We start from the raw sequence: 14,080 nt of genomic DNA, 5'->3' as shown, positions 1-14,080 counted from the left end.
GCTATGACGACTGACACCGTGCCCAATCCGACAGGTTCGGTCCCGACCACCGGGAAGCCTTCAGCAGACCGCCTCCCGCCCGGGTCGAAACTCCTCATCGGACTGCTGCTCGTGTCGGCGTTCGTCGTCATCCTCAACGAGACGATCATGAGCGTCGCCCTGCCGCGGCTCATGGAGGACCTCGACATCACGGCGAGCTCGGCGCAGTGGCTGACGACCGGATTCATGCTCACGATGGCCGTGGTCATCCCCGCCACCGGGTTCCTGTTGGAGCGCTTCTCCCTTCGCGCCATGTTCATCACGGCGATGGTCCTCTTCAGCCTCGGCACGCTCATCGCTGCGCTGTCGCCGGGCTTCGGCACCCTGCTGCTCGGCCGTGTGGTGCAGGCCAGCGGAACCGCCATCATGATGCCCCTGCTGATGACGACGGTGCTGAACATCGTGCCGGTCTCGGCTCGCGGCCGGACGATGGGCGCGATCTCGATCGTCATCTCGGTCGCCCCGGCGGTCGGACCCACGGTGTCGGGCCTGATCCTCAGCGTGCTCGACTGGCGCTGGATGTTCTGGATCGTGCTCCCGATCGCGGTGGCCTCGCTGATCCTCGGTGCTCTGCTGGTGCGCAACGTGACCGAGCCGAGGAAGGTGCGGTTCGACGCGCTCTCGCTCGTGCTGTCCGCACTCGCCTTCGGCGGCCTGATCTTCGGGCTGAGCAGTATCGGGGAGTCGGCAGAGGGCCATGCGCTCATGCCGGTGTGGATCCCGCTGGCCGTCGGCGTCCTCGCGCTCCTGGCGTTCGTGTTGCGTCAGCGCGGGCTCGTCCGCGAGAACCGGCCGTTCATGGATCTGCGCACCTTCGCGAACCGCTCGTTCACCGTGTCGATCATCCTCGTCGTGATCGTCATGATGGCGCTGTTCGGATCGTTGATCATCCTGCCCATCTATCTGCAGAGCGTGCTGCAGGTCGACACGTTGACCACGGGACTCATGCTGCTCCCCGGTGGGCTGACCATGGCCGCGCTCGCACCGCTCGTGGGGTCGTTGTTCGACCGCTTCGGGCCTCGTCCGCTGGTGATCCCCGGCGCCTTCGCCGTGAGTGCCGCCCTCTGGCTCCTGACGATGCTCGGCGTCGACAGTGCGATCGTGATGATCATCGCGGTCCACATGCTGCTGAGCGCCGGTCTGGCGTTCATGTTCACCCCGCTCCTCACCTCGGCCCTCGGTTCCCTCCGAGCTGAGCTGTACCCGCACGGCAGCGCGATCGTCGGTACGGTCCAGCAGCTCGCCGGCGCAGCCGGGACCGCGGTGTTCATCACGATGATGTCCACGACGGCTGCCGCTCGGGCGGCGGCCGGGAGTTCCGCGGTCGACGCGACGGCCGCGGGTGTGCAGGCGGCGTTCGTGTGCGGAGCCGTCCTCTCGCTGCTCGCGGTGGGCGTGTCGTTCCTCATCCGGCGGACCGACCAGACCCCCTCGGGCGTGCACGTCGGTCACTGATGCGTCAACGGCGGCGGGCCGCGGATGCCGGACGACGCCGTCGGTTCAGCGCAACCAGCGCATCGTGTAGGCGTCGGCGAGCACCGGCATCATCGGGCCGTTGAGGGCGACCCGCAGGCCGAGGTCGCGGACGCCGACGAGGGGCGCGGGGATCGGGCGGCCCAGGCGCATGTTGAGCGCCGCCTGCCAGGATGCTCGTCTGACCGCGCGCCGCTGCTGTTCGGCGGCGGCCGCGAACTCGCGCCCGAGCGTCCCTCGCCCGGTGACCGCGCGCGCGACCAGTGGCGCGAACACGCGGGCGTCCGCCCAGCCGAGATTCATGCCCTGGCCGCCGATCGGGCTGATCTCGTGCGCGGCGTCGCCCACGTGCACGATCCGTCCGTCGAGTACACGGCTCCGACGACGACTCCGCACCCCGAACGCGCTGAGCATCGTGTTCGTCGCCGCAGCGGCCTCCTCGCCGGTGCGATCCGCGACGAGGGTCGTGAGATCGTCGGCAGTCGGCTGCCGGCCCGCCCCGTCGCGAGGGGACGTGTACCCGGTGTGGACGACGTACCGCCGCATGCCGCGGGGGAGTGGGAACGACTCGACGACGCCGTCACGATGCAGGTGGACCCGCGCGATGGGCCCGGCACCACTCCGGTCCGCGACGTCGCCCATGAGATAGCGGTCGCGGTACCGGTGGACCGGCCCGGGATCCTCGCCTCCGGGGAACCCGGCTCGCCCACCGGCTGCGACGATGACCATGGTTGCGCGAGCGCTCACGGGGCCGGAGGCGTCGGTGCCCTCGACGACGACCTCGTCCCCGACGGTGCGGACACTCGTGCACGCGGTTCCCGTCGACAAGGACCCCGGGGCGATGGACTCCAGGCGCGCACGGAGGATCCGCTCGGTCCGCCACTGCTCGAGTGCGGCGACATACGGGTGGGCGACCGGACGATCACGGAACACGACGGTGCCGAGTCGCCGACCGCCGCTCCACGCCTCACCCTGGTCGATTCGGACGGCGTCGACGCGGATGTCGTCGAGGACGCCGAGGTCGTCGAACAGCTCGAGGGAGGGCGGGTGGATCCCGATCGCCCGCGTTCCCGACGGAGGGTCCACCCGTCGCTCCCAGACCGTGACGTCGACGCCGTCCTGGGCGAGCAGGATCGCCGCCACCAGTCCGACCGGTCCACCGCCGATGACGAGCACCCCGGTCATCGGCGTTCGTCCGCCGTCGCGTCGAATCGCCTCGACAGCAGCAGCCGCATGGGGAATCGACGCTCGACGAGCCATCCGTCGGGGACGACCTCCTGGAGTTCCGGTTGCCGGTAGCTGCGGCGGATGGAGCGGAGCCCGTCGACGTGGAGGAAGGAACGCCGCCGTCCTGGAAGGGTGACGAGTCCGTACGCCGCGTACGCCAGCCGGTCCCGCTCCAGGTCGCTGTGCAGCACGAGGCCTCGGGCGATGGAGGCGCTGTCGGACAAGAGGCCTGCGAGCTGGGCCGCGTCGAGGTGGTGCAGGACATGGTTGGACAGCACGATGTCGACCTGATCGCCCCTGCCGACCAGGTCGCTGCTGTGGGCCGATCGGAAGTCGACCGGCCCGTCGGCGTACCTGCGGCGCGCGAAGGCGACCGAACGCTCATCGGGGTCGATCGCCGTGACCCGGACGGGCAGCCCGTCGGCTCGTGCCCAGGAGGCGATGGCCGAGGGGACGTCACCGCCGCCGAACCCGATGTCGAGGATCGTCGTCGTGCGCGACGGGTCCAGACGAGGCCGGATGTGCGAACGGTAGAGCCCGCGCCAGCCCGAGACGAGCCGGTTCACGGTCGCGAACCGGGCATAAGTCGCGTCGAGGAGCACGGGGTCGCACCCGGGGTCGTCCATGAGCTCGACGAGCTCTGTCGCACGCCGCGCGAGATCGATCCGCATCAGGCTCCGTCGGCGCGCAGCCGGAGCAACGCGCTCTCGATCGTCAGGCCGGGACCGAACGCCAGTGCGCAGACGCGCTCGTCGACCCCGGGTCCCGCGCCGTCGAGGAGGCGCTTCAGGATGAACAGCACGGTGGCGCTCGACATGTTGCCGAATTCGCGCAGCACGCCTCGCGACGGTTCCAGCAGCTCGTCGCCGAGGGCGAAGCCGCGCTGGACGCGGTCGAGGATGCTGCGACCACCGGGGTGGATCGCCCACCGGTCGATCGATGACACGTCGGCGTCGTCCGCCGCCGCGAGGAGTGGGCGCAGTGCGATCTCGAGGTGTTCGCCGATGAGTTTCGGGACGGCTCCGCTCAGGACCATCTCGAAACCGTGGTCGCCGATCGTCCAGGCCATCTCGGTCTCGCCGTCGGGGACGAGCGCTGTGGACCAACCGTCGAACTCCAAGACGGGTGCCGACGAGCCGGTGTCGCGCCCGGTGACGACGGCCGCGGCGGCTCCATCGGCGAAGACCGAGGATCCGAGGATCACGTCGGGGTCGTCTGAGGAACGGAGATGGATAGAGCAGAGCTCGATGCACACCACGAGCACGACGGCGTCCGGCTCGGCGGCGCAGAACGCAGCAGCGGCGCGGAGGGCGGGGAACGCGGCGAAACATCCTTGGAAACCCAGGTGGTAGCGCTCGGTGCCCGGATCGAGGCCGAGGTCCCGGACGAGCAGGTACTCCGGTCCCGGTGCGAAGAAGCCGGTACAGGAGGCGGTCACGACGTGGGTGACGTCAGCTGCCGACAGCCCGGGCGCCTCGTCGAGCGCTCGCCTCGCCGCCTCCAGCAGGAGTGGGGGAGCGTGTTCGATGTAGGCGTCGTTCCTCAGGCCGGTCGGGGGTGAACGGACCAGACGCTGTTCGGCGTCGTAGAACGCGGCCGTGGTCGTCGGGACCTCGTCGTCGAACGCGTCGATGACGGTGTGCCTCGTGTCGATCGCGGAGGCGTCGAAGGCGGCGCCGATCAGCCGTTGCGCGAGGCGCGTCCTGCCCGGCTGATCACGGAAGACGTCTCTGATCTCGTCTTGATGGAGGATGGTCTGAGGAACGGCCACGCCGATCGCCCTCACGGAGACGGTCATGCTTCAGTGTATCGCCGTCGTCCGGGCGGCCACCCTAAGCTGAGGCAGTGTTCTCCACCGCCCGTCGTCTGTTCGCGTCCTCCCACCCCGGACCCACCGTCGCGGTCACGGTCCTGGCCGTCGTCCTGGCCTCCGCCGTCGGGGTCGCGCCGCTCCGGACGCTGCTCCTGGCGCTGGTGGTCTTCGTCGGTCAGCTCTCGATCGGATGGTCGAACGACTGGCTCGACGCGCGTCGTGACCGCCGATCGGGGCGACTGGACAAGCCGGTCGCGCGTGGTGAACTCAGCGTCGGGGCGGTCCGTCTGGCGGCGCTCCTGGCCGGAGCCGCGAGCGTCCCGCTCTCGTTCACCCTCGGCTGGGCCGCGGCGGCGGCGCACCTCCTCTTCCTCGCGTGCGGCTGGGCCTACAACCTCCATCTCAAATCGACCGCGTGGTCGGTGGTCCCGTTCATCATCGGGTTCGGTGCGCTGCCCGCCGTCGTCACGTTCGCGGCGGTCCCACCCATCCCGCCCGCCGGTTGGACCCTGGCCGTCGGCGGCCTGTTCGGCATCGCGATCCACTTCACCAACGCGCTGCCGGACCTCGACGACGATCTCCGGACCGGCGTCCGCGGGCTGCCGCACCGCCTTGGAGCACGGACGGCCGGCCGGGCGGCGTTCGGGGCGCTCGGGGTGGCGGGAGTCGTCGCCGTGCTCGGCCAGAGCGGTGTCTTCTCCGGGCGCCTGACCGCACCACCGCTCGTCGGCGTCATCGGAGCCGCCGGAGTCCTCGGGCTGGTGATCTGGGGGCTCGTGCTGGTCGGCAGCCGTCAGCCGGACCGGACCCTTTTCCGGCTCATCATCGGTGCGGCACTGCTCGTCACGGTGGTCCTGGCCGTTGCGGGCACCAACCTCGGAGTCGTCAGTACCAGTTGACGGCTTCGGAGTGGGCCCATGCGCCACACGGCGAGCCGTACCGGCTGTCGATGTAGTTCAGGCCCCAGGTGATCTGCGTCGCCGCGTTGGTACGCCAGTCGTCACCGACACTGGCCATCTTGCTGCCCGGGAGCGATTGCGGGATCCCGTAGGCCCCACTGGATTCGTTGTAGGCGTTGACCCGCCAGCTGGATTCGCGCGTCCACAGCTGGAGGAGACACTGGAACTCGCCGCTACCCCAGCCGTACGCGCCGATCGCCGACTGGGCGTACGCCTTCGCGCCCGCCGGGTCGGCCGAGAGGTCCGGCGGCGGTGCACTCGTGGCGCCCTCTCCTCCGGTGGCCTCGTTGCGTCGCTGCTCCTCGGCGGCGATCGCCTCCTGGCTCTGGGCGTAAGCCTGCTCGACCGCGGCGGTCGTGTTCTTCAGGACGGCGAGCTGCTGGTAGAGCCGATCCCGGTTCGCCTGCTGCTCCGCGACCGCGGCGTCGGCAGCGTCGCTCGCCGACTGCGCGGTCTCATAGCTGGCGTCAGCGGCTTCCGAGAGTCGCTGACGTTCCGCTTCCGCGGCAGTGGCCTGCTCAGCGAGCGCGGACGCCGTGTTGCTCGCGGCGGTGGCGGAGGCGAGGTCTTGAGCCGAGGTCTCGCTCAGCTTGCTGATCGCGCTGAGTTTCGAGAGCAGGTCGTCGTCGGCGACGCCGGACAGGACGAGCGACAGCGTCGGATCGACGCCTCCGGTGCGGGTCATCTGCGCGATGACCGCCCCGGCCTGACGTTTGCTCGACGCCGCTGCCGTCGCTGCGGCCGTCGCCTGCGCACTGATCGTGTCGGCGACGGCGGCCTGCGCGTCGAACGCGGCTTTGGCCTCGCCTGCTGCTGCACCCTGGCGGACGGCTTCGTCGCCGAGCCTGGCGGACTCGTCGCGCAGCCCGTCGAGGAGGGACACGATGCGGTCGGCCTCGGCCTGGGCGGTCGATTCGTTCGACTTCGCAGCTTGGACGTCGTCCCAGCTCGGGTAGTCGGCGGTGCGGACCGCCGTCGGGCTGACTGCGGCCGCCGGGCCGGCACACGACACCGCGATGATGACCGCGGCGCCGAGGGCGGCGGCTCGCGAGACGCCCCTCGAACGAGGCGATCGGTTCGTCAGCGGCTTGCGCATGCGTCCATCCTGGCTGTCACCCACGTAAGTGTAGCCGCCGAAGTCACATCCGTCACTCGTGCCACACCGACGACGACGTCCAGCCGCCATGGATGATCCGAGCCTAGACTCGCCCGGTGCAGGTGGGACGGCGACGCTTCCTCGTCACCGGCGCCTCGGTGGCGGTCGGTGCGATGCTCGGCCTGTCCGCGTGCACCGGCCCGCCTGCGCCTGAGCGATCCGGACGCCCGCTGGCCACCGGGCCAGGCGCCGGGGAACTGCGTGCGGCGGCGGAACTGGCCTCGATGACGCTCGAGCAGCGCATCGCATCCATGTTGATGCTGCACACCCCGGGCACCGATCCCGCTGCGCTCCGTGCCTTCGTCGAGCGCTACCGACCGGGCGGCTTCATCCTCATGGGCGACAACGTGCCTGGACTCGCCGGTCTGCCTGCGGTCACGGACGCCCTCAGCCCCGACCCCACCTTGCCCCTGCTCATCGGCATCGACCAGGAGGGTGGCGACGTCCGTCGCATCGACGAGGACGTCGCGGCCGCGGCGGACACCCTGAAGTCCGAACCGCCGGAGGCGACGGAGACGGCGTTCACGGCGCGCGCGACCATGCTCGCCGCCGCGGGATGTTCGGTCAACTTCGGCATCGTCGCCGATGAGACGGCCGATCCGACGTCGTTCATCTACGACCGTGCGCTCGGGACCACCCCCGACGCCGCTGCAGCGCGGGTCGCCGCGGCGGTCCGAGGAGAGCGCGGAGCGGTTCTCAGTACGCTCAAGCACTTCCCCGGCCATGGTCAGGCCCCTGGAGACTCCCACTCGACGGTCCCCACCACGACGCTGGGGCTCGAGGAGTGGAGGGCGAGCGACGCCGTCCCGTTCGCGGCCGGCATCGACGCCGGAGCCGAGGTCGTCATGTTCGGCCATCTCGTCTACTCGGCGGTCGATCCGGCACCGGCGACGCTCTCGTCCGCCTGGCACGCGAAGCTCCACGACGATCTCGGCTTCTCCGGTATGACGATCACCGACGACATGCTCATGTTGCAGCACACCGGTCTCCCGGAGTACCAGAACCCGTCGGAGAACGCGATCCGTGCGGTGGCTGCCGGCAACACGATGCTGCTCTACGTCCTGGGCGCGGACCCTTCTTCGACGGGTGTCGACCCCGATGTGCTCATCGCCGACATCGCGGCTGCGGTGCGCTCGGGGAGGATCCCGGAGGGCGTGGTCGCCGAAGCAGCACACCACCTGTTGCGTGTCCGGCTGGGCCTTCCCGCGATGCGGCCGATGTCGTCCTGATGACGTCGAGGAGAATTTCTCGGACACGTGGGAATAGCCACGATGTCCTTGCGTTTGAATAGAACGTGGCGCGAGCGCGCCGCACATCGACGCAAGGAGTACCGCATGACCGACACCCTGACGATTCCCGGCTACAAGGTTGGCACCTGGGAGGTCGACACCACGCACAGCGAGGTCGGCTTCAGCATCCGCCACATCATGGTCTCGAAGGTCAAGGGCAAGTTCGAGCGCTTCAACGCGACGTTCGTCACGCCGGAGAACCCCCTCGAGACGAAGGTCACCGCGTCCGCCGAGGTCGCTTCGATCAACACGAACCAGCCCGACCGCGACGGTCACCTCCGCACCGGCGACTTCTTCGACGCCGAGTCCTACCCGACGATCGACTTCGTCTCGACCGGCGCCCGCGCCAAGGGCGACGACTTCCTCGTCGACGGCGACCTCACGATCAAGGGTGTGACCAAGCCCGTCACCTTCACCGTCGAGTTCGGCGGCTTCGCGACCGACCCCTACGGCAACTACAAGTTCGGCGCGACCGCGACCACCAAGATCAACCGCGAGGACTTCGGCCTCACCTACAACGCGGCGCTCGAGACCGGCGGCGTGCTGCTCGGCAACGACGTCACGATCACCATCGAACTGCAGGCTGCGCACCAGGCGTAGTCCCAGGACGTCGAAGGGCCGGTGGAGCGTCGCTCCATCGGCCCTTCGTGGTTTCCGGTCGGCTCAGGTCGGCTCGCCGACGATCTCGTCACGGACCCGGCGGAGGTCCTCCATGAGTGATCCGATGAGGATCCAGTGCTGCGGGTGCGGTCGGTGGATCACCAGGGGTGCGGTCAGCGCGGGGAGCTCGGCGGTCTCGGTCGGGGGTTCGCGGGAGGCTGCGCGGTCGTTCACGAGCAGTCGGAGGTCGTGCGCCGCGCGGCCGAGTTCGACGGCGATGTCGGCCACCGTCGGCTCCTCGTGCAGGGTCGGGTCGTCGTGGTCGTGCACCGAGCGCGCCATGCCCAGCGTCCGCGTGACCACCGGCTCGAGTCGACGCAGCAGGAGTCGTTGACGGTCCAGCTCGTCACGGTGCCGTGACCGGCGCGGGTTGAGCAGCAGACTGTCGTCGCCTTCCTTCACCGCGGCGATCGCGCGTTCCCGCAGCGGCTTGAGCGCGCGGGCTTCCGTGAGGAGCGCGGCCAGCTCGGCGTCCGTGTTGGCCCGGGTGAGCGCGGTCGCGAGGTGGTCCAAGGTGTCGGCGCAGGCGAGCGCGAGTCCACTGACCGCTGCTCTGGCCGGCGCGAGCAGGACGGGGGCGACGAGGACGACGTTGACGAGCAGCCCGATCCCGGCGCCGAGGACGGTCTCGATGATACGAGCGACGGCGTAGTCCGGCGTGGCGGCGCCGATCGAGAGGACCAGCATCGCGCTGATCGGGATCTGGTTCGCGGAACCCGGCCCGAGGCGGAGCACCCAGCCGAGCAGGATGGCGACGACGATGGCCAGGAGCACGATCCAGGCGGAGTGTCCGAAGATGCTCCCGATCGCGGTCGCGAGGACCACGCCGGTGATCACCCCGAGGCTGCGTTCGAGTGCCTTGCCGAACGACTGGTTGACGCTCGGCTGCACCACGAGGATGGCGGCGATGGAGGCGAAGACCGGCAGTTGGCCCGGGATGATCGTGATCGCGACGATCCAGGCGGCGATGGCGGCCAGCGCCGTCTTCAGCACCTGGAGCAGCGGGAGCCGCGACCGGGTGCGCAGGACGGGGACGACGGACATGTGGAGCGCCGTCAGAGCTTGCCGTGGAGCTGGTCGAGCAGTTCCGCGCCGTTCCCGGCGTACACCCAGGGCGCCCCCTCGTGCTGTCCACCGACCTTCGAGCGACCGCCGGCCAGCACCGCCTCGCCGGGGGAGAGCTGACGGATCGCGACGGCGGCGACGCGGTCGGGGTGACGCTCCTCGAAACTGCGGTACAGCGATTCGTCGTGCTGCCCGTCGTCACCGACGAGGAGCCAGCGCAGCCGCGGGAAGTCCTCGGCGAACCGGTCGAGGTTGGTCCGCTTGTGCTCGCGTCCGCTCCGGAAGAAGCGGTCGTGGGTCGGGCCCCAGTCGGTGAGGAGCAGGGCCCCTGCGGGGTAGAGGTTGCGCGACAGGAACCGGGTGAGCGTCGGGGCGACGTTCCAGGCACCTGTCGAGAGGTAGATGATCGGCGAGCCCGGGTGCTCGCGAGCGGTCCGCTCCAGGAACACGGCCATCCCCGGGACCGGGGTGCGCGCGTGCTCGTCGAGGACGAAGGTGTTCCATGCCGCGACCAGGGGGCGGGGGAGCGCCGTGACCATCACGGTGTCGTCGATGTCGGACACGATGCCGAACTCGATGTCGTCGCCCACGATGAAGACGGGGGCCTCGACGGGGTCGCTGCCCTCGGAGCTCAGACGGAGGGTGTGCCATCCCGGGGTCAGCGAGACCTGGACCACCGCATCCACCACGCCGCCGCGATCGCCCGTGACCGTGTGGCGTCTTCCGTCGATCTCGACCTCGACCGTGGGGTCCGCGATGCTCAAGGCGAAGAAGCTCTTCCAGCCGCGCACCTTCTGCTGCGGTTTCACCGTGGTCTTGCCGGGTTCGGCCAGGACGACTCGCGCGAGGACACGGATCCACGACGTCGAGCCGTAGCCGGTGAAGGGGATGATCGCCGCCTCGCGCCCGTGCCGCCGTGCGCGCCGCTGCCGGCGCAACTGGATGGCGTCCTCCATCCGAGCGGCGAAGTGCCGGATCTGCTGGGCGGCGTCGGAGGAGGCCGTTGGACGATCGTCGGGTGCCTTCACCCGTTCAGTCTGTCATGCCGGTGCGTCCGGTCCGCCGTCGAGGCCCGCGGGGTCACTCCGGCGTGGACGCTCCGCCCGGGGACGCCGGATCCTCCTGGTCGAGCATGTGCCGTTCCTCGCTCCGCTGGAGGAGTCGCTTGACGACGAGGACGACGACGGCGAAGAGCACGATGATGCCGACGAAGACGTATCCGGCCCAGTGGAGTCGCTCGGAGAGCTCACGATAGCTCCCGGCCGCCACCGCGCCGACCGAGACGTATGCGGAGGCCCAGATGACGCAGGCCGGCAGGGTCCACGAGATGAAGCGACGGTACGTCATGGTGCTCATACCCACGGTCAGGGGGATGAGCGAGTGGAGCACGGGGAGGAACCGCGAGACGAACACCGCGATACCGCCTCGCCGGTCGAGGTATCGCTCTGCCCTCGCCCAGTGTCGTTCCCCGATCCTGCGGCCGAGCCGACTCGCGCGGATGCGCGGGCCGAACCAACGGCCGAGGGCGAAGCCGACGGATTCGCCGATGAGTGCACCCGCGATCACGACGAGGATCATCGAGATCCACTGCACCGGACCGGCCACGGCGGTGCTGGCGACGATCACGACGGTGTCGCCCGGGACGACGAGGCCCACGAGCACGGAGGTCTCGAGCATGATGCCGAGTCCGGCGAGGAGCGTGCGGGTGACGGGGTCGACGCTCTGCACCAGGTCGAGGAGCCAGCCGAGCACGTCGTTCACGGGTCAGAGCCTAGCTCTCGACCGGCGCCTGAGACTCTGAAAGCCCTGTGCACGACAGGCGACATGTGTGGTCTGACCACAGGCGGATTTTCGTGTACCATGGGGTTCGACGACACGGATCGAAGCCACGGGGATGACCACCCCGATCGGGCCGCACCTGCGCCGCCGTCCCTGGATGCCGCGAACATGGAGTGTTCATCGTGAACGATCTTCTCGACCCGCTACTGCTGTCCCGTTGGCAGTTCGGCCTCACCACCGTCTACCACTTCATCTTCGTGCCGCTCACCATCGGCATGGCGGTGACGGTCGCCGGGTTCCAGACCGCCTGGGTCCGGACGGGCAAGCTGCACTACCTGCAGTTGACCCGCTTCTTCGGCAAGATCTTCCTCATCAACTTCGCCATGGGCGTCGTGACCGGGATCGTGCAGGAGTTCCAGTTCGGCATGAACTGGTCCACCTACTCGCGGTTCGTCGGCGACGTCTTCGGTGCGCCGCTGGCACTGGAAGGCCTGCTCGCGTTCTTCCTCGAAGCCACGTTCATCGGGCTCTGGATCTTCGGTTGGGACAAACTCTCACCGAAGCTCCACCTCGCGACCATCTGGATCGTCGCCCTCGGCACCGTGCTCTCGGCCTACTTCATCATCGCCGCGAACGCCTTCATGCAGAATCCGGTCGCCTACCGGATCAACGAGGAGCGCGGTCGAGCCGAACTCACCAACATCTGGGAGCTGCTGACCAACAAGGTCGCCCTCGCCGCCTTCCCGCACACGATCTTCGCCTGCTTCATGGTCTCGGCCGCCGTCATCATCACCGCAGCCGCTTGGCACCTGGCCCGTGGTCAGCATGTCGAGATGATGCGTCCCGCGCTGAAGGTCGGCGCCTGGAGCATGCTCATCGCCGGCGGGGCCACCTTGCTCGCGGGAGACCAGCTCAGCCTGGCGATGGTCGAGACGCAGCCGATGAAGATGGCGGCGGCGGAGGCGATGTACAACACCTCGACCGGCGCGGACGCCTCGTTCTCGATCTTCACCCTCGGCACCCCGGACGGCGTCCACGAGCTCTTCTCGATCCGGATCCCGTACCTGCTCTCGTTCCTCTCGACCCACACCTTCGACGGCACCGTGGAAGGCATCAACGACCTGCAGGCGCAGTACACGCAGCTCTACGGCCCCGGCGACTACTCACCGGTCATCTGGGTCACCTACTGGGCCTTCCGCTGGATGATCGGCCTCGGGCTCGCCTCGATGCTCGTGGCGGCCGCCGGCCTCTGGTTCACCCGGAAGGGCCGCGAGCCGAAGCGCTGGATGTGGCGGGTCGCCGTCTGGGCCGTGCCGATGCCGTTCCTCGCGATGACGATGGGCTGGGTCTTCACCGAGATGGGCCGTCAGCCCTGGATCGTCTTCAGCCTGCTGAAGACCGAGGACGCCGTCTCGCCGAACACCACCGGCCTCGACGTGCTGATCTCGCTCATCGCCTTCACCGTCGTCTACGGCACCCTGCTGGTCGTCGAGTTCGGCCTGTTGAAGAAGACCATCATCGCCGGGCCGGATCCCATCGAGATGTCGCCACCCGACGACGACGGCGTGCAGAAGCCCGCTGCCCCGGCAACCACGGTCTACTAGGAGCGCATCATGGACCTCACGATTCTCTGGTTCTGGATCATCGCCGCACTGTTCGTCGGATACTTCGTGCTCGACGGGTTCGACTTCGGCGTCGGGATGACGATCCCCTTCCTCGGGAAGGACGAGACCGACCGCCGGATGCTCATCAACACGATCGGGCCGGTCTGGGATCTGAACGAGACCTGGCTGATCGTCGCCGGCGCGAGCCTGTTCGCGGCCTTCCCGGAGTGGTACGCGACCCTGTTCAGCGGGTTCTACCTCCCGTTGCTGTTCATCCTCCTCGCCCTCATCGTCCGCGGGGTGTCGTTCGAATACCGGCATCAGCGTCCCGAGGCGTCCTGGAAACGGCGGTTCGACCTCATGATCATCGTGGGGTCGGCGCTCCCGGCGTTCCTCTGGGGCGTCGCGTTCGCGAACATCATCCAGGGCGTGCCGCTCGACGCCGACCACAACTTCACCGGCACCCTCTTCACCCTCCTGAACCCGTACGGGATCCTCGGTGGGCTCACCACGCTGGTGCTCTTCTTCGCACACGGGGCCGTCTTCGCCTCGCTGAAGACCGAGGGCGAGATCCGCGAGCGCGCTCGTCGCCTCGCAAGCCATGCGGGGCTCGTCGCGATCGTGTTGGCCGCTTCGTTCCTCGGGTGGACCGTCCTCGCGCACTTCTCGCTGCCGGTCCTCATCCTCGCGGCGATCGCGGCGGTGTCGCTCATCAGCGCCTGGTTCGCGAACAGCCGCGGGCTCGAGGGACGAGCCTTCGCGCTCATGGCGGTGACGGTCGCCGCTGCGGTCCTGACCCTCTTCACCGCGCTGTTCCCGGCGGTCATGCCGGCGAGCAACGACCCCGCGAACAGCCTGACGATCGCGAACGCGTCCTCCACGGAGTACACCCTCACGGTGATGTCGTGGACGGCCCTGATCTTCCTCCCGCTCATCCTCGCCTACCAGGGGTGGACCTACTGGGTGTTCCGGAAGCGCATCACCCGTCAGCACATCGAAGCGGCCGCGCACTAACC

The 14,080-nt window shown here is 69.1% G+C and carries 13 protein-coding genes; 6 read left to right on the top strand and 7 right to left on the bottom strand.

The features are described 5' to 3' along the window. Nucleotides 1-3: 3 nt before the first annotated feature. Nucleotides 4-1,494 carry a DHA2 family efflux MFS transporter permease subunit gene (locus tag QRN27_RS00980; RefSeq protein WP_285040388.1) on the top strand — a complete coding sequence of 497 codons (1,491 nt, stop codon included), beginning with the start codon at nucleotides 4-6 and terminating at the stop codon, nucleotides 1,492-1,494. 45 nt (nucleotides 1,495-1,539) lie between these two features. On the opposite strand, the gene QRN27_RS00975 is transcribed toward QRN27_RS00980, so the two are convergent. The 3 genes from QRN27_RS00975 to QRN27_RS00965 are packed head-to-tail and all read right to left on the bottom strand — an operon-like array spanning nucleotide 1,540 to nucleotide 4,537. Then, entirely contained in the window at nucleotides 1,540-2,697 is a 1,158-nt protein-coding gene (locus QRN27_RS00975) for an FAD-dependent oxidoreductase (RefSeq protein WP_285040387.1), read from the bottom strand. Then, a complete protein-coding gene (locus QRN27_RS00970; RefSeq protein ID WP_285040386.1) occupies nucleotides 2,694-3,410 on the bottom strand; it encodes a class I SAM-dependent methyltransferase in 717 nt (238 codons plus the stop codon). The genes QRN27_RS00975 and QRN27_RS00970 overlap by 4 nt, the downstream gene beginning before the upstream one ends. Continuing rightward, nucleotides 3,410-4,537: a type III polyketide synthase gene (locus tag QRN27_RS00965; RefSeq protein ID WP_285040385.1), complete on the bottom strand. Its 1,128-nt coding sequence runs from the start codon at nucleotides 4,535-4,537 to the stop codon at nucleotides 3,410-3,412. The genes QRN27_RS00970 and QRN27_RS00965 overlap by 1 nt, the downstream gene beginning before the upstream one ends. Before the next feature lie 47 nt (nucleotides 4,538-4,584). On the opposite strand from QRN27_RS00965, the gene QRN27_RS00960 reads away from it, so the two are divergent. Further along, entirely contained in the window at nucleotides 4,585-5,451 is an 867-nt protein-coding gene (locus QRN27_RS00960; protein ID WP_285040384.1) for a UbiA family prenyltransferase, read from the top strand. On the opposite strand, the gene QRN27_RS00955 is transcribed toward QRN27_RS00960, so the two are convergent. Further along, nucleotides 5,438-6,607, bottom strand: a complete 1,170-nt coding sequence (locus QRN27_RS00955) for an aggregation-promoting factor C-terminal-like domain-containing protein (protein WP_194669800.1) — start codon at nucleotides 6,605-6,607, stop codon at nucleotides 5,438-5,440. The genes QRN27_RS00960 and QRN27_RS00955 overlap by 14 nt on opposite strands. 116 nt (nucleotides 6,608-6,723) lie before the next feature. Between QRN27_RS00955 and QRN27_RS00950 the strand changes: the two genes are divergently transcribed. Next, entirely contained in the window at nucleotides 6,724-7,896 is a 1,173-nt protein-coding gene (locus QRN27_RS00950; RefSeq protein WP_285040380.1) for a glycoside hydrolase family 3 N-terminal domain-containing protein, read from the top strand. A gap of 105 nt (nucleotides 7,897-8,001) precedes the next feature. Further along, nucleotides 8,002-8,556, top strand: coding sequence for a YceI family protein (locus QRN27_RS00945; protein WP_056006583.1), 555 nt, complete (start codon nucleotides 8,002-8,004; stop codon nucleotides 8,554-8,556). Between the two features lie 63 nt (nucleotides 8,557-8,619). Here the strand turns inward: QRN27_RS00945 and QRN27_RS00940 are convergent, their stop codons facing one another. From QRN27_RS00940 to QRN27_RS00930, 3 genes are read right to left on the bottom strand one after another with little or no spacing between them, the layout of a single operon-like run. Further along, nucleotides 8,620-9,660 (bottom strand): FUSC family protein, encoded by a 1,041-nt coding sequence (locus QRN27_RS00940; RefSeq protein WP_285040378.1) that lies wholly within the window; start codon nucleotides 9,658-9,660, stop codon nucleotides 8,620-8,622. Nucleotides 9,661-9,671: 11 nt separating this feature from the next. Beyond that, complete coding sequence (locus QRN27_RS00935; protein ID WP_056006577.1) at nucleotides 9,672-10,709, bottom strand: App1 family protein phosphatidate phosphatase; 1,038 nt, start codon at nucleotides 10,707-10,709, stop codon at nucleotides 9,672-9,674. A 52-nt stretch (nucleotides 10,710-10,761) separates the two neighbouring features. Beyond that, nucleotides 10,762-11,442 (bottom strand): DedA family protein, encoded by a 681-nt coding sequence (locus QRN27_RS00930; RefSeq protein ID WP_194669803.1) that lies wholly within the window; start codon nucleotides 11,440-11,442, stop codon nucleotides 10,762-10,764. 200 nt (nucleotides 11,443-11,642) lie between these two features. Between QRN27_RS00930 and QRN27_RS00925 the strand changes: the two genes are divergently transcribed. Both QRN27_RS00925 and cydB read left to right on the top strand, forming a co-directional pair. Further along, a complete protein-coding gene (locus QRN27_RS00925) occupies nucleotides 11,643-13,064 on the top strand; it encodes a cytochrome ubiquinol oxidase subunit I (protein WP_285040375.1) in 1,422 nt (473 codons plus the stop codon). Nucleotides 13,065-13,073: 9 nt separating this feature from the next. Next, nucleotides 13,074-14,078: a cytochrome d ubiquinol oxidase subunit II gene (gene cydB, locus QRN27_RS00920; protein WP_285040373.1), complete on the top strand. Its 1,005-nt coding sequence runs from the start codon at nucleotides 13,074-13,076 to the stop codon at nucleotides 14,076-14,078. Nucleotides 14,079-14,080 lie beyond the last annotated feature (2 nt).

Origin of the sequence: Plantibacter sp. LMC-P-059a (genome assembly GCF_030209505.1) — a bacterium.
Classification (GTDB): Bacteria; Actinomycetota; Actinomycetes; order Actinomycetales; family Microbacteriaceae; genus Plantibacter.
Note: the sequence above shows the minus strand (reverse complement) of the source record. Positions and strands in the feature narration are given on the sequence as shown.